At 54.3% G+C, this 23980-nt stretch carries 20 protein-coding genes; 14 read left to right on the top strand and 6 right to left on the bottom strand.

Annotation, left to right across the window (positions count from 1 at the left end; all coding sequences use genetic code 11):
• Positions 1 to 85: 85 nt before the first annotated feature.
• The 4 genes from ACT3TR_RS13280 to ACT3TR_RS13265 are packed head-to-tail and all read left to right on the top strand — an operon-like array spanning position 86 to position 5461.
• Positions 86 to 460, top strand: a complete 375-nt coding sequence (locus ACT3TR_RS13280; RefSeq protein WP_444625493.1) for a response regulator transcription factor — start codon at positions 86 to 88, stop codon at positions 458 to 460.
• Positions 457 to 2520, top strand: coding sequence for an exonuclease domain-containing protein (locus tag ACT3TR_RS13275; RefSeq protein WP_444625494.1), 2064 nt, complete (start codon positions 457 to 459; stop codon positions 2518 to 2520). Before ACT3TR_RS13280 ends, ACT3TR_RS13275 begins: the two co-directional genes overlap by 4 nt.
• On the top strand, positions 2517 to 2726 hold the full coding sequence (locus tag ACT3TR_RS13270) for a hypothetical protein (RefSeq protein WP_096280249.1): 210 nt from the start codon (positions 2517 to 2519) through the stop codon (positions 2724 to 2726). The genes ACT3TR_RS13275 and ACT3TR_RS13270 overlap by 4 nt, the downstream gene beginning before the upstream one ends.
• A gap of 2 nt (positions 2727 to 2728) precedes the next feature.
• Positions 2729 to 5461, top strand: a complete 2733-nt coding sequence (locus tag ACT3TR_RS13265; RefSeq protein WP_444625495.1) for an ATP-binding protein — start codon at positions 2729 to 2731, stop codon at positions 5459 to 5461.
• Between the two features lie 48 nt (positions 5462 to 5509).
• Here ACT3TR_RS13265 and ACT3TR_RS13260 read toward each other — a convergent pair whose 3' ends face one another.
• Both ACT3TR_RS13260 and ACT3TR_RS13255 read right to left on the bottom strand, forming a co-directional pair.
• Positions 5510 to 5866, bottom strand: coding sequence for an HlyU family transcriptional regulator (locus tag ACT3TR_RS13260; RefSeq protein ID WP_444625496.1), 357 nt, complete (start codon positions 5864 to 5866; stop codon positions 5510 to 5512).
• A 78-nt stretch (positions 5867 to 5944) separates the two neighbouring features.
• The gene (locus ACT3TR_RS13255) at positions 5945 to 7165 is read right to left on the bottom strand and encodes an argininosuccinate synthase (RefSeq protein ID WP_444625497.1); all 1221 of its coding nucleotides are present in this window, start codon (positions 7163 to 7165) and stop codon (positions 5945 to 5947) included.
• A gap of 226 nt (positions 7166 to 7391) precedes the next feature.
• On the opposite strand from ACT3TR_RS13255, the gene rnt reads away from it, so the two are divergent.
• Entirely contained in the window at positions 7392 to 8060 is a 669-nt protein-coding gene (gene rnt, locus ACT3TR_RS13250) for a ribonuclease T (RefSeq protein WP_096280258.1), read from the top strand.
• A 153-nt stretch (positions 8061 to 8213) separates the two neighbouring features.
• Positions 8214 to 9473: a 6-phosphofructokinase gene (locus tag ACT3TR_RS13245; protein ID WP_096280260.1), complete on the top strand. Its 1260-nt coding sequence runs from the start codon at positions 8214 to 8216 to the stop codon at positions 9471 to 9473.
• Positions 9474 to 9585: 112 nt separating this feature from the next.
• Here the strand turns inward: ACT3TR_RS13245 and ACT3TR_RS13240 are convergent, their stop codons facing one another.
• Positions 9586 to 11301 carry a bifunctional protein-serine/threonine kinase/phosphatase gene (locus tag ACT3TR_RS13240; protein ID WP_193063195.1) on the bottom strand — a complete coding sequence of 572 codons (1716 nt, stop codon included), beginning with the start codon at positions 11299 to 11301 and terminating at the stop codon, positions 9586 to 9588.
• Between the two features lie 269 nt (positions 11302 to 11570).
• Here ACT3TR_RS13240 and ppa point away from each other — a divergent pair, with 269 nt between their 5' ends.
• The 8 genes from ppa to purH all read left to right on the top strand — a co-directional run bounded on the left by ppa (position 11571) and on the right by purH (position 20478).
• Positions 11571 to 12101: an inorganic diphosphatase gene (gene ppa / locus ACT3TR_RS13235; protein ID WP_096280264.1), complete on the top strand. Its 531-nt coding sequence runs from the start codon at positions 11571 to 11573 to the stop codon at positions 12099 to 12101.
• 199 nt (positions 12102 to 12300) lie between these two features.
• Positions 12301 to 14184, top strand: coding sequence for a protein-disulfide reductase DsbD (gene dsbD / locus ACT3TR_RS13230; RefSeq protein ID WP_226938589.1), 1884 nt, complete (start codon positions 12301 to 12303; stop codon positions 14182 to 14184).
• Positions 14185 to 14487: 303 nt separating this feature from the next.
• Positions 14488 to 14940 (top strand): acetyl-CoA carboxylase biotin carboxyl carrier protein, encoded by a 453-nt coding sequence (gene accB / locus ACT3TR_RS13225; protein WP_096280266.1) that lies wholly within the window; start codon positions 14488 to 14490, stop codon positions 14938 to 14940.
• A gap of 31 nt (positions 14941 to 14971) precedes the next feature.
• Positions 14972 to 16312: an acetyl-CoA carboxylase biotin carboxylase subunit gene (gene accC, locus ACT3TR_RS13220; RefSeq protein ID WP_096280268.1), complete on the top strand. Its 1341-nt coding sequence runs from the start codon at positions 14972 to 14974 to the stop codon at positions 16310 to 16312.
• Between the two features lie 131 nt (positions 16313 to 16443).
• The gene (gene prmA / locus ACT3TR_RS13215; protein WP_444625498.1) at positions 16444 to 17358 is read left to right on the top strand and encodes a 50S ribosomal protein L11 methyltransferase; all 915 of its coding nucleotides are present in this window, start codon (positions 16444 to 16446) and stop codon (positions 17356 to 17358) included.
• A gap of 99 nt (positions 17359 to 17457) precedes the next feature.
• The gene (dusB, locus tag ACT3TR_RS13210) at positions 17458 to 18495 is read left to right on the top strand and encodes a tRNA dihydrouridine synthase DusB (protein ID WP_096280273.1); all 1038 of its coding nucleotides are present in this window, start codon (positions 17458 to 17460) and stop codon (positions 18493 to 18495) included.
• Positions 18492 to 18815: a DNA-binding transcriptional regulator Fis gene (fis, locus tag ACT3TR_RS13205; protein ID WP_096280275.1), complete on the top strand. Its 324-nt coding sequence runs from the start codon at positions 18492 to 18494 to the stop codon at positions 18813 to 18815. Before dusB ends, fis begins: the two co-directional genes overlap by 4 nt.
• A gap of 64 nt (positions 18816 to 18879) precedes the next feature.
• Entirely contained in the window at positions 18880 to 20478 is a 1599-nt protein-coding gene (gene purH / locus ACT3TR_RS13200; protein WP_176483398.1) for a bifunctional phosphoribosylaminoimidazolecarboxamide formyltransferase/IMP cyclohydrolase, read from the top strand.
• A 115-nt stretch (positions 20479 to 20593) separates the two neighbouring features.
• On the opposite strand, the gene ACT3TR_RS13195 is transcribed toward purH, so the two are convergent.
• The 3 genes from ACT3TR_RS13195 to ACT3TR_RS13185 all read right to left on the bottom strand — a co-directional run bounded on the left by ACT3TR_RS13195 (position 20594) and on the right by ACT3TR_RS13185 (position 23977).
• Positions 20594 to 22051, bottom strand: a complete 1458-nt coding sequence (locus ACT3TR_RS13195; RefSeq protein WP_441684430.1) for an NAD-dependent succinate-semialdehyde dehydrogenase — start codon at positions 22049 to 22051, stop codon at positions 20594 to 20596.
• Between the two features lie 117 nt (positions 22052 to 22168).
• A complete protein-coding gene (gene folE / locus ACT3TR_RS13190; RefSeq protein ID WP_096280280.1) occupies positions 22169 to 22720 on the bottom strand; it encodes a GTP cyclohydrolase I FolE in 552 nt (183 codons plus the stop codon).
• A gap of 282 nt (positions 22721 to 23002) precedes the next feature.
• Positions 23003 to 23977, bottom strand: coding sequence for a serine/threonine protein kinase (locus tag ACT3TR_RS13185; RefSeq protein WP_444625499.1), 975 nt, complete (start codon positions 23975 to 23977; stop codon positions 23003 to 23005).
• Between the last annotated feature and the right edge of the window lie 3 nt (positions 23978 to 23980).

The following is a 23980-nucleotide window of genomic DNA, read 5'->3' as shown; positions in this document are numbered from 1 at the left end:
GCATATTAACGATTGATCACGCATGCACTCAGAGCTATGCACACGGTGCGCCCGGCACTACCACTGATAAAGACAGGAGATTTTCATGGCCAAAGTGCTTGTGGTCGATGATGAACCCAATATCGTGCTATCGCTGGAATTTTTGATGGAGCAGGCAGGTTTCGAAGTAATGACGGCTGAAGACGGCGAGCAGGCAATGGCATGCGTTAACGATAGCCGGCCCGATTTGCTATTACTCGACATAAGCCTGCCGGGTATGAGCGGTTTTGACGTGTTAGAACGCCTGCGTGGCGATGCTGCCACCGCGCATCTGGCGATTATTATGCTAACCGCGCATGGCCGCGACGTAGAGCGTGAAAAAGGCATGGCTCTGGGCGCCGATGACTACATCACTAAACCGTTTTCAACCCAATCATTGGTGGAAAAAGTTAAAGCGCTGCTGGCTGGAAAGCAGCTATGACGCTAGATGGGCTGCCCAAGCGCCAGCATCTTGTTGGTTTATGGCTTCTGCTTAGCGGTATTAGCCTGTTTGGCGGTACGGTGTTTGCCGTTTGGCTGGATACTCAGCTGGCTCCTGCCGGTTGGGCAAGAGCAGCCCTATGGGTCGGCAGCGTCTCTGGTGGCGCCACGATTTTTGTAGCGGGATTGATTCTTGAACGCATGCTGTTTACCCCGCTGCGACACCTCCAAGCCCAGCTTGTACGCTTGGTCGGCAATCCCGATGCCTACGATGAACAGTTGCCTGAAGGTTGGCTAAAAGGGCTTGGTCCAGACTTACGCCGTGTCAGCGAAAACTGGCGAGCAGATCGCAGCCGTTTGTCGACCGCCCATGCGGAAGGCGCACGCAGCGCTGCACGTATTCGCCAGGAGCTTGAAACGCTGCTGCAAGTCCTCGAAACGCCTCTGTTGCTGTGCGATCACCATCGCCGCGTGATGCTATTCAATCAAGCCGCTGAAGATTTTTTTATCGACAATTCGGGACTGGGTTTAGGCAAACGCCTGGACGCTCTACTCCCCGTTAGCAGCCTGCAGCAAGCGCTTAGCCAGCTACCTTGCGATGGCTCCCCGCGCGAACTTTTGGTGCCCTGCGATAATCGCTGGCTAAAAGTGATACTGCGCCGCGTACCGGGCAGTGACGGCGAAACGCTGCTCACCTTTAGCGATGCAACAGCGTCCTGGTCGAATGAAATGGGCGTGAGAGCAGAGCTTGCCCATATACTTACGCCACTCCGTCAGCATACCGCGAGCTTGACCAGCGCTGCCGATGCGCTGATTCAACTACGTGACCAAAATGACCCCAGCACATCGTTATTACGCCAACGTTTCGAGCGCGTTATTCAAGAGGAAGGAGCTACGCTTGGCGAGCACGTCGCAAGAATAGGCCAATTGCTCGACGATATGCAGCATCAAGGTGAGCGCTTAACGCCCATGTGGTCCAACGACTTCTGGCAAGCACTGGATGAACGTCTTGATCCTGAGCGGCGCTTAATTACTCCTGTGGGAATGCCCGCCTGGTTTAAAGGCGATGCGCCCGCGCTGATCGCCCTGTTTAACTCTTTGGTAAAGCACCTCAGTAACTACTTACCTGACAGTGGTTTTGAAGGTGAAATATGCTTGGGCAATAAACGCGTCTATTTAGATCTTATTTGGCGCGGCAAAGCGATACCGGAGCATGAGCTGGCCGGATGGCGCCAGCAGCCTTTGACCTCGCTACCGCTAAACCCAAGCGTTGCGGATGTGCTGCATCAGCACGCTAGCGATATTTGGAGCCTTGCCGACGACAACGGCGTATATGCACGCTTGCGCCTGCCGCTGCCCGCCATGGAGCGCGTGGGCGCCCCGCGTGAAATTGCGCCTCCCCGCCCTGAGTTTCACGATTTTGGCATTGCCGACCTTCCACCCCCCAGCGATGCGCTCGCCAGCCGCTCACTGCGCAGCCTCGAAGTGGTCGCGTTTGATACTGAAACCACTGGGCTTGAGCTGCGCCGGGGAGACACAGTCATTAGCCTGGGTGCCTGCCGCGTCGTCAATGCGCGCCTGCTGGCAAGTGAGACCTTCGATCAAAAGGTCGACCCACAGCGCCCGATACCGCCGTCGAGTACCGCCATCCATGGCCTTGTTGATGCTGATGTGGCGGGCGCGCCGCTGCTGGATGTCGTGCTCACTCGCTTTCGCGACTACGTGGGTGAAGCCGTGCTTCTGGCCCACAATGCCGCATTTGATCTGCTTGCGATTAGCCAGCAGGGCGTCGCCTTTGATATACCGGTAATCGACACACTGCTGATTTCTAGAGCGCTGGATGAAGCGCTAGTCGGCCACGACCTCGACAGCCTTGCTCAGCGCTATGGCCTGACATTCCCTCCTGACACTCGCCATACCGCCCTGGGAGATGCGCGCGTAACGGCCAAGCTGTGGCTTGCACTGCTGCCACGCCTAGAAGCGCGTAGCATTGATACGCTTGAACAACTGCTAGCGCTGCAAGCGAATGCCTTTGATCGACAGGATGCCAGCGCCTTATGAAACCCAGCGGCGAAAAATCACGTAAAGCAGAACGCTTAATGGCCTTAGTGGCCGTTGCCTTGCTGCTGTTCTGCCCACCGCTGATTATAGTCGTAGACCGCTTAACCACGCTTCACGTAGGCTGGCTGCCGCTGTATTTATTTAGCGCTTGGGCCGTCGTGATCGGCTTAACTGCGTGGCTAATGGAACATCATGCGGATCGCTGACTATGCGCACTGAGCCGATTATTCTTGGCACAGCCTTTGGCTACCTTGCGCTACTTTTTTTAGTCGCTGCCTGGGGTGACCGGCGGGCTGAGCAGGGCCGCTCGTTGATCGGATCACCCACTGTCTATGCCCTTTCTATTGCCGTTTACTGCACCGCATGGACATTTTATGGCAGCGTGGGCCGAGCCGCAGCGCATGGTCCTAGTTTTTTGCTTATCTACTTAGGCCCTACGCTGGCCATGCTGCTGGCGCCCTCCGTTATTCGCAAAATGGTGCGCATCGCTGCACGCCAGCGTATCACTTCTATTGCCGACTTTATTAGTGCCCGCTATGGCAAAAGTGCCAGCTTAGGCGCGCTGGTAGCGCTAATGGCGCTGATCAGTATCACGCCCTATATTGCGCTGCAGTTAAAAGCGATTACCGTCAGCCATGCGGTGCTGATCAACTATCCCTACACGCCCGATACCACGCTGATCGATGAACGCTTTTGGATGGACAAATCGCTTTGGGTCGCGCTGGTATTGGCCGTGTTTATAATTCTCTTTGGCACCCGCCACCTGGATGCCAGCGAACGCCACGAAGGCATGGTTGCCGCTATCGCTTTAGAATCGCTGGTCAAGCTGGTGGCCTTTATGGCGGTCGGTATCTTCGTGGTTTTTGTGATGTTTGAAGGGCCCGGCGCGCTATTTTCGCAGGTGGCGGCCACGCCCGAGCTAGTAGACAGCATGCGGCTCGATCGCGTGCCGGGTGGCGTTACCGGCTGGGTTGGCATGCTAGTGCTGGCCTTTCTTGCATTTTTAACGCTGCCTCGCCAATTCCAAGTGTTAGTGGTCGAAAACGTTGATGAGCAGCATTTAACGCGGGCGAGCTGGCTATTTCCGCTTTATATGCTGCTGATTAATCTCTTCGTCATACCGATTGCTCTGGCGGGCATGCTGCTAGGCGCTAGCGCAGGTGACCCTGACAGCTTTGTGCTGACGCTGCCGCTCTCAGCAGGCGTGGAAGGCTTACCGCTGTTAGTGTTTATCGGTGGCCTATCGGCGGCCACCGGCATGGTGATTGTTGAAACCATTGCCCTTTCCACCATGGTCAGCAATCAACTGGTGATGCCGCTACTGCTTCGCTCACGACGGTTACACCTGAGCACTAAAGGGGAGCTGGCCGGCTGGCTGCTGGGTATTCGCCGCGTAGCCATTGTGCTTATTCTATTGCTCGGTTATCTCTACCACGCCCTGATTGGTGATTCCTACAGCCTCGTCACCATCGGGCTTGTGTCCTTCGCGGGGGCCGCCCAGTTTGCCCCAGCGCTGTTGATTGGCCTTTATTGGCGCGGCGCCACTCGCCAAGGGGCCACGTGTGGATTGATCGCCGGCTTTTTAGTGTGGTGCTATACACTGCTTCTTCCGGGCTTTGCTCAGTCAGGCTGGTTGAACGCTGCGCTGCTTACCGAAGGGCCTTGGGGGATCACTTGGCTCACTCCCTACGCCCTGTTTGGGCTCGAAAACTGGGACATTTATAGTCACTCACTGCTGTGGAGTATGCTGGTAAACGTCGGGCTTTTAGTGTGCGTGTCGCTGTTTACTCGCCCTACGCCCCTTGAGCAAACCCAAGCCGCGCTCTTCACTGAGGCTATGCACCCTAACCTGACCACTGCCCCGCTATGGCGTGGGCAAACCACTCAAGGCGCACTAAATGAATTGCTTGCTCGCTACCTAGGCCTTCAAACCACTCGACGCATCTTCAGCTATAGCAATAACAAAAACGCGTTTGAGGCGGATCAACCGGCCACCACTGAGCTCATCACCCGCGCAGAGCAGGCCCTTGCTGGGTCATTGGGCAGCGCCTCTGCACGGGTGCTGATCAACTCAGTGGTGCGCGGTGAAGCGCTGGATATTGAGTCGATTCTTAGCATTCTTGACACCACCTCACAAACGCTAGAGTACAACCGCCGGTTAGAGCAAAAATCTCAGGAGCTGCTGCAGATTGGCGAAGAGCTACGTAGTGCCAACGAGCGTCTGCGTGAGTTAGACCGCTTAAAAGATGAGTTTGTGGCCATGGTCAGCCACGAACTGCGCACACCGCTAACGTCCATCCGCGCCTTTGCTGAAATCTTGAGAGATAGCAAGCAACTACCCAGCGAGAAGCGCCAGCATTTTCTTGGCGTAATCGTGCATGAAAGCCAGCGGCTATCACGCCTAATTGAAGAGATACTGGATCTTGCTCGCTTAGAAAGCGGCCGTTTAACGCTAAACCCGGTGCCACTCGACCTGACAGCGCTAGCACGGCACAGCATTAACGCTATTGCGCATCTGCATGAAGAACGTGGCGTTGCTCTAGACATCAGCTTAGAGGTCGATCCTGCAATGATCGTTGGCGATCAGGATCGTCTAGAGCAAGTCATCATCAATCTACTTGATAACGCAGGTAAATTTTCTGATCGACTACAGCCAACAGTACGCCTGGCGCTGTATCGACATCGTGACCATTATCGCTTGAGCGTTGAAGATAACGGTGCGGGTATCAGCATGGATGAGCGCGAGCGGGTATTTGAAAAATTCCATCAACTACAGCAGGACGGCGATATCCCCCGCGGCAGGCCAAGAGGCAGCGGTCTAGGTCTGCCGATCAGCCGGGGCATCATCGTTCATCTGGGGGGGAGACTCTGGGTGGAGGATGCTAAACACTTAGGCGGCGCTTGCTTGACACTAGAGCTACCCGCCGCGCCGAACAGCTAACGCGCGGTTTATCACGTTGAGAGGCACATCGGCCGTTTTACACAATGACTAGCGGTCTGCGCTGTTCATATCCGTGCTATTCATTTCTGTATCACGACGCGGGTCTGGCTCGAACATGGCCTCACCCACTTCATCAATATAGCGCTGTGCTTTAGTAAGCATCATGGCGTCACACGCTTCACGGCTAGGCAGCAGATCGGAACGTTCAAAGCGATGTTCGAGCATTTCCTCTGACGTACCGGGCTTGCGAATCCAACCGCTCACGCGGTATTGGCCACTCTTATTATCGGGCTGGGGCACAATCCAGTAGCCCTTGTATTCCACCGGCTCAGCGGCATCAGTGGTAGCACCTGAGGCAGCTTGGGAATGACTACCAAAGAGTCCGGATAAGATTTTTTTAAGCATCATTATTCCTTTGCTTGTAGGACGGCGGTTCGTGCCTGCCGCCCTACAAGATAAACGCAGCGTTGTATCAGCGCTTCATTAGCTTTGTTTACGTCCTTTGCCAGCGGCAATACGCAGACGTAGCGCGTTAAGCTTAATAAAGCCTTCCGCATCTTTCTGATTGTAGGTGCCCGCGTCATCTTCAAAGGTCGCAATCGACTCATCAAAGAGCGATTCGTCAGACTTACGGCCAACAACGATTGCATTGCCTTTATAAAGCTTCATGCGCACAACGCCAGCGACGTTTTTCTGCGTTTCGTCGATAGCCGCTTGCAGCATGCGACGCTCAGGGCTCCACCAGTAGCCGTTATAGATCACTTCTGCATATTTCGGCATCAGCTGATCTTTCAGGTGAGCTTCTTCGCGGTCTAGCGTCAGTGACTCAATAGCGCGGTGGGCACGCAGCATAATGGTGCCCCCTGGCGTTTCGTAACAGCCGCGAGACTTCATGCCCACATAGCGGTTTTCTACAATATCTAAACGGCCAATGCCGTTATCGCCGCCCATTTTATTGAGCTTCTCCAGCACTTCGTGGGCTTTCAACGGCTCACCGTCGATGGCTACGATATCGCCCTTGTCAAACGTTAGCTCAACGTAGGTTGCCTGATCGGGCGCGGCTTCAGGAGAAACGCTCCAGCGCCACATATCGTCTTCTGCTTCGGCCCACGGGTCTTCCAAAATGCCGCCTTCATAAGAAATATGCAGCAGGTTGGCATCCATGGAGTAAGGCGATTTTTTCTTCTTATTGGCAAAATCGACGGGGATATTGTGTTCTTCACAATAAGCCATCAATTTTTCACGCGAGGTCAAATCCCACTCACGCCAAGGGGCGATGACTTTAACGCCCGGCTTTAATGCATAGCCGCCAAGCTCAAACCGAACCTGATCGTTGCCTTTACCGGTAGCGCCATGAGAAATGGCATCGGCACCGGTTTCGTTAGCGATCTCAATCAAGCGTTTAGCGATCAGCGGACGAGCAATAGACGTGCCTAGCAAGTACTCGCCTTCATAAACAGTGTTGGCGCGAAACATGGGATAAACGTAGTCGCGGACAAACTCTTCGCGCAGGTCTTCGATGTAGATTTCCTTTACACCAAGGGCTTGCGCCTTAGTGCGGGCGGGCTCGACCTCTTCGCCCTGACCGATGTCGGCAGTAAACGTAACTACCTCGCAGTTGTAAGTTTCTTGCAACCACTTAACGATAACGGATGTGTCCAGGCCGCCTGAATATGCCAGTACAACCTTTTTGACATCGGACATTCTTTGCTCCTCATTGACTATACGAAATTCATTAGCGAAAAAGGCACTATCATTTAGCACACGGCTAAGCGATATATCTTTGCAACAGACCTTGAGTATAGCGTTCTCAATGCCCAGCGAATACCGCCAACGACGCTTGGGGGGTAAAGCTGCTAGAATCAATCCATTCAAAGCGGTGGCATACCGCTTATCTTGACTGATTACTCGCTTTACTAAGGAGAGCTGCATGAGCGAGGCAATTGCCCGCGAATTAATGGCCCAACGTTTTCGTAGTTACCTACCCGTGGTCATTGACTTAGAAACCGGGGGATTTAATGCCCAAGGCGACGCTGTGCTTGAGATAGCCGCCGTCACGCTAACCATGGATCCGGAAGGCAACCTGCTTCCTGATGCTACCTATGCTTACCATATTGAGCCCTTTGAAGGGTCCAATGTGGAGCAGTCGGCGCTCGATTTTACCGGTATCAATCTGGACGATCCGCTGCGTCGCCAAGTGGCGCTGAGCGAAGCTGACGCGTTGGGAGAGATTTTTCGCCCAATCCGTAAGTCGCTCAAAGCGCATGACTGCACGCGAGCTATTTTGGTGGGTCATAACGCGGCATTTGACCAAGGTTTTTTGAATGCAGCGGTTAATCGCTGCGGCATTAAGCGTAACCCTTTCCATCCGTTTTCAAGCTTTGACACGGCAACGCTGGCAGGTTTGGTATATGGCCAAACGGTTCTGGCGCGTGCCTGCAGGGCTGCCGGCATTGAGTTTGACAATAAGGCCGCGCATTCCGCTCGCTACGACACCGAGCGCACCGCCGAGCTATTTTGCGCCATGGTTAACCGCTATAAAGACCTTGGCGGTTGGGAGTTAGCCCAGCGCGAGCAAGAGATGGATGGCCCCGATTAACCAGCGATAGCCGCTGATGCAGCCATCATAGCTTTGCACTAAACTTTGCCGCACTGCATAACCTAAGCTTAACCTGCCACCACTAGCGATTTTTCCTAGCGATGGTATATGACTTCGATTTACCCTATCCGTTTTCAAGAGATGAGACGTTCCATGGCCCAGCATAATGCCTTTTACGCCCAGTCCGGTGGCGTCACCGCCGTAATTAACGCCAGCGCCTGCGGCGTTATTGAAGCCTGCCGCCAAGCGCCCGATAAAATTGGCAAGGTGTACGCCGGTCATAACGGCATTATCGGCGCTCTAACCGAAGACCTCATCGATGTCACCCAAGAGTCTGACGAAGCGATTGCCGCACTGCGCCACACGCCCGGTGGCGCTTTCGGCTCCTGCCGCTATAAGCTGAAAGATATCGATACGCATCGTGCTCAGTACGAGCGCCTGATTGAAGTCTTTAAAGCTCACGATATTCGCTACTTTTTCTACAACGGCGGTGGCGACAGCGCCGATACCTGCTTAAAAGTCTCGCAGCTTTCCGAAAAGTTGGGCTATCCGCTCACGGCCATCCATGTGCCCAAAACCGTGGATAACGATCTGCCGATCACCGATAACAGCCCTGGCTTTGGCAGCGTTGCTAAGTATATTGCTACCTCAACGCTTGAAGCGTCGCTGGACATCGCCTCTATGTGCGCGACGTCCACTAAGGTGTTCGTGCTTGAAGTGATGGGTCGCCATGCCGGCTGGATTGCCGCCGCGGGTGGGCTAGCAGGCCAAGAGGAAGGCGAGCCGCCGCACCTAATCATCTTCCCGGAAATCCCCTTCAACCGTAGAGTGGCAATGGCACGGGTTGAAGAATGCGTTAAGCAGTACGGTTACTGCGTGATAGTGGTGTCAGAAGGTGCCCGTTACGAAGACGGCACGTTCTTAGCCGATGCGGGCAATACCGATGCCTTTGGCCATCGCCAGTTAGGCGGCGTAGCACCGACGCTTGCCGGCATGATCAAACAAGACCTGGGTTACAAATATCACTGGGCGGTAGCAGACTACCTTCAGCGTGCCGCGCGCCACTTGGCGTCTAAAACCGACGTTGAGCAAGCCTACGCGGTCGGCTACGAAGCGGTAACGCTGGCGCTTGCTGGCAAAAATGCCATGATGCCGGCCATTCGCCGCATTTCTCAGAACCCTTACCAGTGGGATGTGATTTCTGCCCCACTGTCTCAGGTGGCTAACCAAGAGAAGTTCATGCCCCGCGACTTTATTAGCGCAAACGGACTTGGCATTACGCAGGCGTGCCGCGACTATCTTTCACCGCTCATCCAAGGTGAAGATTTCCCACCGTTTGAAAACGGCCTGCCTAAAGTAGCCAAGCTGAAGCTAGCCAAAGCCGAGCGCAAACTGCCGGTCTTTACGCTGTAAACAAGTAACCTAGTTCTGTAAAACAGCCCGGCAGTAAAAAGCCTAGCGGTAAAACGCACCATCAAAAACGGGGGATGACATCAATCATCCCCCGTTTTTTTATGCTTTGCGTTTAGCGCAATAGCCAGGAAAGCACCAGCAGCAGCAGTAAAATCCCCGCGACGCCCTGCCAGAAACGTCGTGGCTCCTGACGGCTTTCATCTTGAGCAGAGCGACGGCCAAGCGGCACGCGTATCGCATGCATAAACTCTGACATGCGCCTAAAGCGCAGCGCTCGCTGTGGATCCAGCGCACGGCGCAGTGCATCGTCTAAGTCGGGGGAGATTTCAGGGTTCGTGGTGCGTGCGCTGCGAAACGACAGCTCTTCAAGGTCGGTATGGCTGCGCAGCCGATTTGGCGTCAATGTATAGGGCAGAGCCCCGGTCAACAGCCAATAGACAGTTGATGCTAACGAATATTGATCGCTGCGACGGCCGATGGCATCTCCTAGGGCATACTCTGGCGCAGTGTGCTCGTTGAGGCCAACTTGACTGAGCAGCTCGCCAGAATGTCGATGTCCTTCGCCATCCCGCATGTGGCAAGCGCTAAAGTCTGTCAATACCAGCTTACCGTGTAGATCGATTAGAATATTATCAGGGCTAATTTGCTGATGAATAATATCTCGGTGATGCAGAGCCTGCACCGCCTTGCCGAGCTGATTGGCGATATCAAGCCGCTGCACCAAGCTCGCCTGCGGATGGCGTTCTGCCCACTGGCGAAGCGTTTCTCCCTCGATATGCTGCATAAGGTAGTAGAGGTAGCGACGCGAACGAGACCGCTCCATTACTTTGACGACAAAGGGGGAATTAACGCGCTCTACGACCCATTGCTGCAGCAGAAAATGCTCAAGGTAGGCATTACGCAACGAAAGCTCGGGGCTTGGTGCTTTCATCACCATTTCACGCTCGGTGTGCACATCGCGAACGCGATAAACGCGAGACTGCGCGGTTCGTGACAGCACCGCGAGCACCTCAAGGCCATCTAAGCGATCGCCCGGCGCCAGCTCAGGCGGAATGGGCAAATCGCCATAAAGCTGCCCAGGGCGCTCGGTTGTTTCCTCCGGCAATTCATCTATGCGAACTAGCTGGAAGCAAAATTGATCGCCTCCATAGCCACGCTCCTGAGCGCGCTGCTTCGCCTCATCCGCTAAACGCTCACAGGCAGCGTCTAAATCGCTCGCGTCTTGGCGAATCAAGCGCACGTAGTCTGAAGGCAGTAACGTGCCGCGCACACCCTGGGTAGTGAAAAGAAATAAATCGCCCTGTTTCAACGCTATATGGGTGTAATCAATGTCGACACTGCCGTCCATGCCCAGTGCCCGCGAAGGATAGCGGTAGCCGCCCACGTCCGTTACGTGGTCGCGGCTTAGCTGCTCAAACTCTGCGCCGCGCAAGCGAAAGACCAGCGTATCGCCCATATGAAATAGATGAGCTTCACGGCCGCGAAAGACCATGGCGGACATAGAGGAAACGAAGCTGCCCTCTTTAACATGCTGGCTTTGGCTATAGCACCAGCTATTCAGTGCGCGCAGGACGCGGGTGGCAGATGTTTTGACATCCCAGTGATCAGGCGTTGAAAAATAGTCAGCCAGAAAACCGCGTACGCTTAGGTCACCGGCCTGTTTGGCCATGGTGTTGCGTGAAATCGAGTCGCTAATCACCGCACAGCCGCCTTTGGCGCGCAGTAGCGGTGCCTCAGGAAAGCGTACTGACATTGAACTGCGATGTAGGCATCGATCGGGGGCGACAAACGCTTGACCATAACTGATGAGCAACTGGGCGTGCGACAAGGCATCCTCCTAGGCTGTCGACTCGAGCACTTATGATACACACTGTGAACCAGGAGCGATGCTCACCAAACGTCTCTATCGGCCGATTCAAAGTGTCTCTCGCCTATTTAAGCGCTGAAATGTTATAAAATCGCCAACCTTTCTCGGCCTCCTGCTATGTCACATTGGCAATCGTGTAACCATATTCGTATAATTCCGGCTATCAAAGCCTCTGAATCGATTGCTTAGCCGCAGCAAGACTCAGCCACTGTACTATCAAGGAATCAACGATGAACTTCGATAATATCCCTGCCGGAAAGGATCTCCCCAACGACGTTTACGTGGTGATCGAAATTCCAGCTAACCATGACCCGATCAAATATGAAATTGACAAGGATATGGGCGCGCTGGTCGTTGACCGCTTCATGGCCACCCCCATGTTTTACCCAGCCAACTATGGCTTCATTCCCCACACCCTAGCCGACGATGGCGATGCCCTTGACGCCTTAGTCGTCACACCGCATCCCGTTCAGCCTGGCAGCATTATCCGTGCACGCCCGGTTGGTATTCTGAACATGACCGATGAAGCCGGTGAAGATGCCAAACTGATATGTGTGCCCCATGCCAAGCTGAGCTCACTGTACGACAACATTCAGGAAGTCACTGATCTACCTGAACTGCTGCGCCAGCAAATCGCTCACTTTTTCGAGAATTACAAAGATCTAGAAAAAGGCAAGTGGGTAAAAGTAGAGTCTTGGGAAGGTGCCGACGCGGCGCGTAAAGCGATTGAAAAATCCGTTAGCGCCTATCAAAAAGCGTAATAATTAGCACCTAAGCGGGAATTCATACCCGCTTAATGCATCTAAAGGCCGCCTTCGGGCGGTTTTTTGCGTTATCAGCCTAGCGATAAGGGCTAGCGCACGAGCGGCCGCGTCATGTCACCGCAGCGAGTAAGTCAGACGCTTAAGCTTGCGGTATGCTGTTTACCTGCATTGCGATGCCATTAATTAAGGATATACCTTGTTACCTTTTAAGCGCCTAAGCCGATTTGCTTTATTCACCCTTCTACTTATCGGACTACCGCTGATGGCTCACGCCCAGTGGTTCTCTTCCTCCAGTAATCAAGACGCATTTTTGCCCGTTATGGAGGCATTTGAACCCACTGCTTGGCATGATGACGACACCCTTTATATCGGCGTGGACATTGCTGATGAATATTACCTTTATCGCCACCAGTTTGCGGTTAGCAGCCAAATCGAGAGCGTCGACCTAGGCGAGCCTAACATCCCCCAGGGCACGTTTATTAACGATGAATTCATGGGAGATGTGTACGTATTCAGGGATCAATTAGTCTTTGAGGTCCCCTTAAGCACCCCCTACTCAGGCCCGCTTGATATCACCCTAACCTTTCAAGGCTGCGCGGACGCAGGGCTCTGCTACCCCCCGGAACAAGCTAACCTTCAGGCCAGTGAGACACAGCCACCCAGCCAATTCGCTGACTGGCAGGCCGATAACAGCAGCTCCGACGCAGCGGCCAACGCCTCAGGACAAGATACAGCTGACACCGCAACGCAGAGTGACTTTTCAGCCCCCCAAAGTGAAGACAGCCGCTTCAGCAGCTTGATTAGCAGCGCAAGCCTGCCATTGGCGCTGGGGCTATTTTTTATCGCTGGCTTAGGGCTTACCTTTACGCCCTGCGTGCTGCCGATGATTCCTATTCTGTCATCGATTGTGGTCGGCCAGAACCCTACTCGCTCTCGGGCATTTGTGCTTTCTGCCAGCTATGTATTAGGCATGTCAGTGACTTATGCGCTTGTGGGCGTATTGATGGGGCTGTTTGGCGCCGGACTTAATCTTCAGGCGCGCTTGCAGTCGGCACCGGTCTTAATCATCTTCGCGATACTCTTCTCGCTCTTTGCTTTAGCAATGTTTGGCGCGTTTAACCTCAATCTATCGCCGCGCTTAACCAACCGCATTGATGCTTGGCAGGCACGCGCTCAGCGCAGCGGCCCTGCGGGTTTAGCGGTAGCGGGCGCCCTTTCAGTGCTAGTGGTATCACCCTGCGTCACGGCGCCGTTAGCAGGCGCGTTGGTATTTATTTCGTCTACCGGGGATGCCGCACTTGGCGGCGCAGTGCTGTTTGCGCTGGGCTTGGGAATGGGTGTGCCCCTTCTTTTAGTCGGCACGTTCGGCGCCACCTTGCTACCACGCAGCGGTGCCTGGATGAACGGCGTAAAAATTGGCTTTGGCCTGCTGCTGCTGGGGGTGGCTATTTGGATGGTAGAGCGCTTGGTCGCCGCGCCCGTCGCGCTGCTGCTATGGGCTGCGCTAGCGATTGGAAGCGCGCTCGCTTTAGGCGCTTTAAACGTCAATCAGCCGCTGGGCTGGCCGCGCGCGCGCCAAACGCTTGCGCTTATGCTACTGACTTGGGGCGTACTGCTGGTGATCGGAGCCGCCCAAGGGGGCAACAATCCGCTGCGCCCACTCGCGGCAACCCCCAATCCAGCAAACGCTGTACAGGCACAGGCACTCAGCTTCACTGAAGTCGACACATTGAGCGCTCTTGAGGATGAAATTGCTAACGCAAAAAGCAATCATCAGCCGGTGTTTGTGCACTTTACTGCCGACTGGTGCATTTCATGCAAATTAATGGAACGCGATGTATACCCAGATGCACGCGTTACCGCAGCGTTAAGTGGCTATAAGCTGATTGCCGCCGATGTCACGCACACCGATAGCAACAGCCGAGAGCTACTAGACCAGTTCAATTTATTTGGTCCGCCCAGCCTGCTATTTTTTAATCAAGGCCAGGAACTGCGCGATGCCCGCATTCAGGGCGAAGTAACCGCCGACCAGCTTCAGCAACATCTTGAATCTGTCAGCCAGTGGATAGCGGCCCAGTGACATGCATAAAGGGCTCGTATCGTGGATATCGCCGGCCAGATACTGCCCAGCATCCTCTAAGGCTACGTCAACGCTTGCCGGGCCGGCTGCTGGACATCGTGGCACTTTTTCGGCAAACTCCGCTCCCATATTAGCTAAAAACTTCCTTTTTAGGGGTGAGAACGAGGTAACGTTCACTAACATGCCGCGTTCTCTTCATTTTAAAATCTGGTTTACTGCGCTAGTTCAGCGCCGCATAGCACCTCCGCTTAGAGGCTGAGTTTGCTCTGTGACTACCTTTTATGACATTGATGGGGCTATGCCATGGATATCCGCAAAGTTAAGAAACTGATTGAGCTTCTCGAAGAATCCAATATTAGTGAGATTGAAATTCAAGAAGGCGAAGAATCAGTCCGCATAAGCCGCCATCCGAACGGTGCGACTTGGCAGCAGCAGCCAATGCCCCAGTATGCGCAGCCAACCTATGCGCCGGTCGCAAGCGCACCGCCTGCGGATATTGAATCTGCCGGTGTAAGCTACCGTGGTGAAGCAGTTAACTCACCGATGGTTGGCACCTTTTATCGCAGCCCAGCACCGGGCGCTAAATCCTTTGTGGAAGTAGGCGACACCGTTAAGCAAGGCGATACCATATGTATCATTGAAGCCATGAAGATGATGAACCAGATTGAAGCTGACCGTGACGGCGTGGTGGAAGCTATTCTGGTGGAAGATGGCGAGCCGGTGGAATTCGATCAGCCTATGATCGTTATCGCTTAATCTTTCATTTTCAACACGGGTGGACTCTCCCATGCTGGACAAGGTATTAATCGCGAATCGCGGCGAGATTGCCCTTCGTATCCTACGGGCCTGTAAAGAACTGGGCATTAAAACCGTCGCGGTACACTCCAAAGCTGATCGTGAACTCATGCACGTTCGTTTGGCAGATGAAGCCGTTTGTATCGGACCGGCATCGTCAGCGCAGTCTTACCTGAATATACCGGCCCTTATCAGCGCGGCCGAAGTGACTGACTCAACGGCCATTCACCCGGGCTATGGCTTTCTGTCGGAAAACGCCAACTTTGCCGAGCAGGTAGAGCGTTCAGGCTTTACTTTCATAGGGCCCCGCGCAGAAACGATTCGCCTGATGGGTGATAAAGTCAGCGCGATTCAATCGATGAAGGAAGCCGGTGTTCCTACGGTTCCAGGCTCCGATGGGCCACTCGGCGATGACGATGCTGTCAATCTAGCGACGGCTATGCGTATCGGCTATCCGATCATCATCAAAGCAGCCTCTGGCGGCGGCGGGCGTGGCATGCGTGTGGTGCATACTGAAGGCCACCTGCTGTCGGCGATTACCGTTACGCGTACCGAAGCACAGGCGGCGTTTGGTGACGGCACGGTCTACATGGAAAAATTCCTTGAGAAACCGCGTCACGTAGAAGTGCAGGTGCTGGCTGATGGCCAAGGTAACGCTATCCATCTTTATGATCGCGACTGCTCTCTTCAGCGCCGTCATCAAAAAGTGCTTGAAGAAGCCCCAGCCCCAGGCCTTGATCAGAAAGCGCGTGAGCAGGTGCTTGAAGCCTGCCGTCAGGCGTGCATTAAAATCAATTACCGTGGCGCCGGCACCTTTGAGTTCTTGTACGAAGACGGCAAGTATTTCTTCATTGAGATGAATACCCGCGTTCAAGTCGAACACCCGGTTACTGAAATGGTTACCGGCGTGGATATCGTCAAAGAACAGCTGCGTATAGCCTCTGGCCTTCCGCTGTCTATTCGTCAAGAAGACGTGAAGATCGCTGGCCACTCTTTCGAGTGCCGGATTAATGCCGAAGATGCCCGTACCTTTATGCCTTCGCCCGGGAAAGTGACGTTATTTCACTCGCCGGGTGGCCTGGGTGTGCGTATGGACTCGCATCTTTACACGGGATACACCGTGCCTCCCCACTACGACTCCCTGATCGGCAAGCTGATCACGTGGGGTGCAGACCGCGAAATTGCGCTGACGCGCATGCGCAATGCGCTTGATGAACTACTTGTGGAAGGCATCAAAACCAATATCGATCTGCAGAAAGATTTGGTTCGTGACAGCCACTTCCGCGAAGGCGGTGTCAACATCCACTACCTGGAAAAGAAACTCGGCGGCTAACGCCACTCCAGCGCTATGTTCGATACCCAACGGGGTGGCCACGTCCACCCCGTAGTTGTCTTTACGGTACTGTCTTTACTGTAGTTGTCTTTACTGTCTCTATTTTTAAATTCGCCTTGCGGAGAACCTGCATGCCCTGGCTTCAACTCAAAGCTCATGTCGCACCCGAGCAAGCAGAATTTCTGGAAGAGCTGCTGCTCGAAGAAGGCGCGACTGCCATTGGCCTTCAAGATGCCCACGACGACCCGGTATTTGAGCCTGAGCGCGGCACCACTCCGCTTTGGCAAGATACGATTCTGACGGGGCTTTATGATGACCTTGAAGGCGTTGACGACATGCTTACGCGCATTGAGGCGGCCTGGTCGGAGCACATGGCGAGCGAACCCTGCCCCACGATCGAGTATGAGCTACTTGCCGACCGCGACTGGGAGCGTGAGTGGATGGATGATTTCACCCCTCTACGCATGGGCCAGCGGCTATGGATTGTGCCCAGCTGGCACGAGCCGCCTGAGGCAGACGCGGTCAACCTGATTCTAGATCCAGGCCTTGCGTTTGGCACCGGCACGCACCCGACTACCGCGCTGTGCCTAGAGTGGCTGGATGAACTGGCAGTGGCTGGGCACTTAGCGCAGCAGCATGTACTTGATGTAGGCTGTGGCTCGGGCATTCTCGCTATCGCCGCCCTAAAGCTTGGCGCACACCATGCCGACGCTACCGACATTGATCCCCAGGCATTGCAAGCTAGTCGTGATAACGCAGAACGTAATAGCATTGCCGAACAGCAGCTATCGCTTTATTACCCTGAGCAGTTAAGCGATGACGTTCGTTATCCTGTCGTAACCGCTAACATACTGGCGGGCCCACTGGTTGAGCTAGCGCCGATGATTGCGGGGCACGTGGCCCCAGGTGGGCGCATTGCGCTATCGGGTATTTTAGCCAATCAGGCCGACGATGTTCAGCAAGCCTACACGGCCCAGGGCATCATCATGCAAGAGCCGGTGATTCGTGAAGGCTGGGTAAGGCTCTCAGGCCAGCGCCCAGATTAAAGCACCCTGCGGCCTTCAACCTAACGGCGAGTAGGCGTATCATACGCACCCTTGAAAGCGCTTACTCGTCGCCAGACCAGCATCCACATAGCCTACGCCATGACGTTAATGAACACCCTACCCAGCATTGGTCGTTATCGATTATCAAATCGCGTAATCCTGGCACCAATGGCCGGCGTTACCGACCGCCCCTTTCGTCAGCTATGCCGACAGCTGGGTGCTGGCTGGGTGGTGGGCGAAATGGTCACGTCAGACCCTAGCCTATGGCATACGCGTAAATCACAGCTGCGAATGGACCACCAGGGCGAGCCAGCCCCGCGTGTGGTGCAAATTGCGGGTGGTGATGCTGATATGCTTGCCCAGGCAGCCCGCCTGAATGCTGAACTAGGTGCTCAAATTATTGATATTAATATGGGCTGCCCCGCTAAGAAGGTGTGTAATAAAGCGGCAGGGTCTGCCCTGCTTCGCGATGAAGCCTTGGTCGCTGACATTTTGCAGGCGGTGGTGGGCGCCGTTGATATTCCCGTGACGCTTAAAATCCGCACGGGCTGGTGCGCGGCATCGAACAACGCCCTGCGCATTGCTCAGTTGGCCGAGGCCGCAGGCATTCAAGCGCTAGCCGTACATGGCCGACATCGCGAACAGCGCTATACTGGACAGGCAGAGTACGACACGATTGCCGACATCAAATCTCGTCTCTCGATACCAGTGATTGCTAACGGCGACATAACAAGCCCTGAAAAAGCCGCCGAAGTGCTCGCTTACACCGGTGCTGATGCTGTCATGGTAGGCCGTGGTGCGCAGGGAAATCCGTGGATATTTCAACAGATTAACCACTATTTCCAGCATGGCACGCGAATGGCGCCACCCAGCCTAGCCGAGCGCCAGCAGGTGCTTAATGGGCACGTTGGCGCGCTGCATGAATTTTATGGTGACACGATGGGCGTACGCATAGCGCGCAAGCATGTCGGCTGGTACCTCAGCGACGACCCGCGCTTTACGCCGCCTCAACAGCACGCGCTGAAGCAGCAGTTCAATGCGTTAGCATCACCCGAAACGCAATTTGATTGGATCAACGACGCGATGGCTCCCGATGCCGCCACACGTTTGCTAGCCAAAGGAAGCTATGCTGCATGACCGAACGCGATCTTCTCTCTAGCGATACTGTTTCTCACCTCACCCGCATGCTGGCTAATCCAACGGTGAGCACACCACCGCAGCCTCTGCGGGAGGCCGTGGAAACAGCGATGCGCCGCTACTTCGAGCATCTCGATGGCAGCCAGGCAACTGACCTATACGCCATGGTGATGGCCGAAGTAGAAGCTCCTTTACTGGCCTGCGTCTTGGAGCACACTGACGGCAACCAGACCCGGGCCGCTGATGCACTGGGCCTGAACCGCGGCACCCTGCGTAAAAAGCTAAAGCTTTACGGTCTTATCGAAGGCGACGCCCCATAACACTGGGGCGTTGTTGTTTTTATTTACCCACGTTGACTTCACAACGCTGCACACGAGCATCCTCATGGCTGATAACCCTACTTTGACTGACAGTAACGCTACTCCCGTCCGCCGCGCCCTTCTGAGCGTTTCTGATAAAACTGGCATTGTAGAATTCGCCCGCGGCCTAACTGAGCATGGCGTTGAACTGCTTTCAACCGGTGGCACTTTCCGGCTATTGCAAGAAAATGCCATTGCGGTGAAAGAAGTGTCTGAACATACCGGCTTTCCCGAAATTATGGATGGTCGTGTCAAAACGCTTCATCCCAAAATTCACGGCGGCATTTTGGCACGGCGCGGCCAGGATGATGCGGTCATGGCCGAAAACGACATTACCCCTATTGATATGGTCGTCGTTAACCTCTACCCCTTCGCCGCGACTGTCGCTAAGCCTGATTGCACGTTAGAAGATGCTATCGAGAATATCGATATTGGCGGCCCTACCATGGTACGCGCCTGCGCTAAAAACCACGCGCATACAACAATCGTCGTGAATACCGCTGACTACGCCCGCGTGCTTGGTGAGCTGGCCGCTCAAAATGGTCAAGTAAGCACGGCAACGCGGTTCGATTTAGCGGTCAAAGCATTCGAACACACCGCCGGCTATGATGGCGCTATTGCCGACTACCTGGGCCGCAAGGTTGACGCTGCAGACGAAGCATTTCCCCGCACCTTTAATCTTCAGCTGCATAAAAAGCAGGATATGCGTTACGGCGAAAATCCCCATCAGCAGGCAGCGTTCTACGTTGACCCGCAGGCTAGCGAGCCAAGCGTTGCCACGGCAAAAATGCTGCAAGGCAAACCGCTATCGTATAACAACGTTGCCGATACCGATGCGGCGTTTGAATGCGTCAAGGCTTTTAAAGAGATCGCCTGTGTGATCGTCAAACATGCCAACCCCTGCGGCGTTGCCGTTGGTTCAACAGCGCTAGCGGCTTATGACAAAGCCTTCGCCACCGACCCTACCAGCGCATTTGGCGGCATCATTGCCTTCAATACAGCGCTGGACGCTGAAACCGCCCAGGCAATTATCGATCGCCAGTTTGTCGAAGTAATTATCGCCCCCGGGATTAGCGATGACGCTGCCGCCATTGTGGCCAGCAAGCAGAACGTTCGCCTACTGGATGTCAGCGATCATTGGTCAGGCGAACACCAGACTGCATTTGATCTCAAGCGCGTCAACGGTGGGCTATTAGTACAAGAGCGCGATGAGGGAATGGTGGCACGCGAGGACTTGACGGTTGTCAGCCAGCGCGCTCCCAGCGAGCAAGAACTGCGCGACCTAGCCTTTGCTTGGCGAGTGGCTAAGTTCGTTAAGTCCAACGCCATTGTGTATGCCAAAGATGGGCAAACAGTGGGCGTGGGCGCAGGACAAATGAGCCGCGTTTACTCAGCCAAAATTGCGGGCATCAAAGCCGCAGACGAAGGCCTTTCAGTGCCTGGGTCGGTCATGGCATCTGATGCCTTCTTCCCGTTCCGTGATGGCATTGATGCCGCGGCAGCAGCGGGTATTACCGCGGTCATTCAACCCGGTGGCTCAATGCGCGATCAGGAAGTGATCGACGCCGCCAATGAAGCAGGCATTGCCATGGTATTTACCGGCATGCGCCACTTCCGCCACTAAGCCTTTTCACTAGCACCGCTGGCCCACCCAGCACATAACAAGCCCCCATTGGCACTCTGCCAATGGGGGCTTGTTAATGACAGTGGCTGCCGATTAAAAGACAGGCTTCAAAGCGCTAGCCAAGGTCAATGCATAGGTACTTTGTTTCAAGGTATTCTTCCAACCCTTGATGACCGCCCTCGCGACCTAAGCCCGATGCTTTAACCCCGCCAAACGGTGCCGCTGCGTTAGAAATGGCGCCAGTATTAATCCCTACCATGCCATATTCTAGCGCTTCAGCGACGCGCCACACGCGAGCCAGATCACGCGAGTAGAAATACGCGGCCAGGCCATACTGAGTGTCATTGGCCATTGCTATCGCGGTTTGCTCATCGTCAAACGGGAAGACAGCGGCAAGCGGGCCAAACGTCTCTTCGTGAGCCACTTTCATTTTATCGGTGGCAAAGCTAATCAGCGTCGGCGTAAAGAAATTACCGCCCAATGGATGGGGGTGCCCACCCAGCAGCAGCTCAGCGCCGTTATCTATCGCATCCTGCACGTGCTCGCTGACTTTCTTAACCGCGTTTTCATCGATTAACGGGCCAAGATTAATATTCGCTTTGGTGCCATCGCCAACGCGCAACTCACTGTTCATTGCCACAGCCAGCTTTTCACAAAACGCGTTGATGACACTGGAGTGGACTAAGAAGCGGTTGGTGCATACGCAGGTCTGCCCAGCATTGCGGAACTTCGCCGCCATAGCACCATCTACTGCGGCATCTAAATCAGCATCTTCAAAGACAATAAATGGCGCGTTGCCACCCAGCTCTAGCGAGATTTTCTGAATATGCTCAGCCGCCTGCGCCATCAGTTTACTACCCACTTCGGTAGAACCGGTGAAGGTGATTTTGCGCACCTTCGGCGAGTGCGTCATCGCTTGCGCAATATCACTGGCGCTCCCCGGCACTACGTTAAAAACCCCACGCGGAATGCCCGCACGCTCAGCTAATAGCGCTAATGCCGTGGCTGAAAACGGCGTTTGGCTCGCAGGCTTGACGACAATCGTACAGCCAGCGGCCAGTGCAGCGCCCGCCTTACGGGTGATCATCGCCGCCGGGAAGTTCCACGGGGTAATCGCGCCCACAACGCCCACTGGCTGCTTAGTCACGACGATACGCTGATTGGCGTTTGCCGCGGGAATCGTTTCACCGTAAACGCGCCGGGCCTCTTCAGCAAACCAGCGCAAAAAGCTTGCGGCATAGGCAATTTCGCCCGCGGCTTCTTTAAGCGGCTTGCCCTGTTCGTAGGTCATCAGCATGGCTAAGTCTTGCTGATGCTCAAGCATCAGGTCGTGCCACTTTAATAATAAGTCGGCGCGTTCCTGAGCGGTCAATGCACGCCATGCAGGCAGAGCGGCGTCGGCGGCATCGATGGCCCGCTCAGTCTCAACTTTACCTAACCGCGGAATATTGCCGACAGCCTCACCGGTTGCCGGATTCAAGACCGTGATCTGCTCGCCGCTATCGGCTGCAACCCAACTGCCGTCGATATAGGCAAAAGGACAATACAGCTGCGTTTCTTTAAGCGCTTCCATGACAGACTCCTGACCAAATGATGGCCGTGTAGGCTTGTTAACACTTCATGCTAAGACGAAACACCCCTATAAACCAAGTTTCTAGCGTGCCTTGATTATCGGCTAGCGGCACCAGATTCAATTAATCAGCATTAGGAATTCTTGCCGAGTCGCCTGGTCGCTGCGAAACCTGCCTAGCATGACGGATGAGGTCATACTGGAGTTTTGCTTCTCGACGCCACGCATCATCATGCAAAGATGGCGAGCCTCAATGACCACTGCGACGCCCTTTGCCTGCGTGACTTCTTGAACGGCATCGGCGATTTGTAGGGTGAGATTTTCTTGGATCTGCATACGTCGTGCAAACATATCAACAATGCGCGCAAATTTAGATAGCCCCAGCACCTTGCCGTTAGGTAAATAGGCGATATGGCACTTGCCAATAAAGGGCAGCAGATGGTGTTCACACATTGAATAAAGCTCAATGTCTTTTACCAGCACCATTTCGTCTGTGTGCGACTCAAACACGGCACCGTTAATAATTTCTCCCAGCGACTGATTATAGCCCGCATTCAAAAACTGCATGGCTTTCGCTGCCCGCTTTGGCGTATCCCGCAATCCTTCCCGATCGGGATCTTCTCCCAAAGCAGTGATTATCTGGCGATAGTGGTGAGCAATATCATCGGACATGTTAAGCCTCATCAAAAACGGTGCACAAATGCAAAAAGACTGACACCTACGTCAATTCTTTCTTTACGCGAATTAATATTAGACCCGTCTAAATATAAAATTTACGAGCATATTGGCCAGCAGTTAAGGTACAAAAAATAGCTACAAAGACTGCTGAACCATTATTGTCTGGAATAACCTATTTTAACGTAAGCCTCTCATTTATGGCAGCGTCGTAGCTAACAAGGCGATGCGAAGACACCGCTCAGCTCCACACATTACGCGGCCATTCCCCTCCCCGCGCTATGCCAACCAACGCGGGGTTTCTAACTGCAGGCACTGCTGCTCTAACTGGCGGATATGCTGATCCCAGTAACCGCTATCCGCCAACCACGGAAACGCCCGTGGGAAAGCGGGGTCATTCCAGCGCGATACCAGCCAAGCAGTATGACGAATCAACCGATAGCTTCTTAACGGTTCAATTAACGATATCTGCTCCGTCGGAAACGGCAGCGCTTCCTCATACCCTTCGGTAATCTCATTCAAGTGTGCTCCCCAGCCCTGCGGGTCGTCGGTGGGAAGCATCATCCAGATATCCTGAATCGCGGGCGCCATAAGGCAGTCATCAAAATCGATCAGCGTAAACTGCTCATCGCGGCCGAGCACATTGCCTAAATGACAGTCACCATGACACCGAATCATGCTGCTAGCAGGTACGCAGTGCTTTGAAAGCTGCTGATGTACTTTCGTAATGACGTTTTCATACGCTCGACGCTGATGACCACTCAATCGCTCACTTGTCAGCACACGCTGCTGAGCATCAAGGACACCGCTCGCCATCTCTAATCGCGGGCGGTGTTGAAAAGCTTGTTTAGCGGAGATTTTGTGTAAGCGCCCCAGCACCTCGCCCATTGCAAATAAGTGAGCAGGGTTATCAAGCTCCGGGGCCTGACCAGGACAGTGAGGAAATAACACAAAGTTAAATACTTTAAACTTATGTAGCGACTGGCCCTGAGTGTTTCGCCAAGGCGCCACGACCGGCACATCGTTGTCAGCTAGCTCTTGTAAAAAATCATGCTCTTCCTGAATCACCGCCTCTGACCAGCGGTCAGGCCGATAAAACTTAATAATCCAGTTTTTGCCATCCTCATCGCGAAACATTAGCACGCGGTTTTCGTAGCTATTTAGCGCGAAAGGCTCACCCGCTGGCCAAATATCAAGCGACTCGGCTGCAGACATCACTAAATCGGGCGAAAGAGAGCTAAACGGGTGTGACATAGG

This window comes from Halomonas sp. AOP12-B1-6 (assembly GCF_052379225.1).
Lineage (GTDB): Bacteria > Pseudomonadota > Gammaproteobacteria > Pseudomonadales > Halomonadaceae > Vreelandella > Vreelandella casei.
Note: the sequence above shows the minus strand (reverse complement) of the source record. Positions and strands in the feature narration are given on the sequence as shown.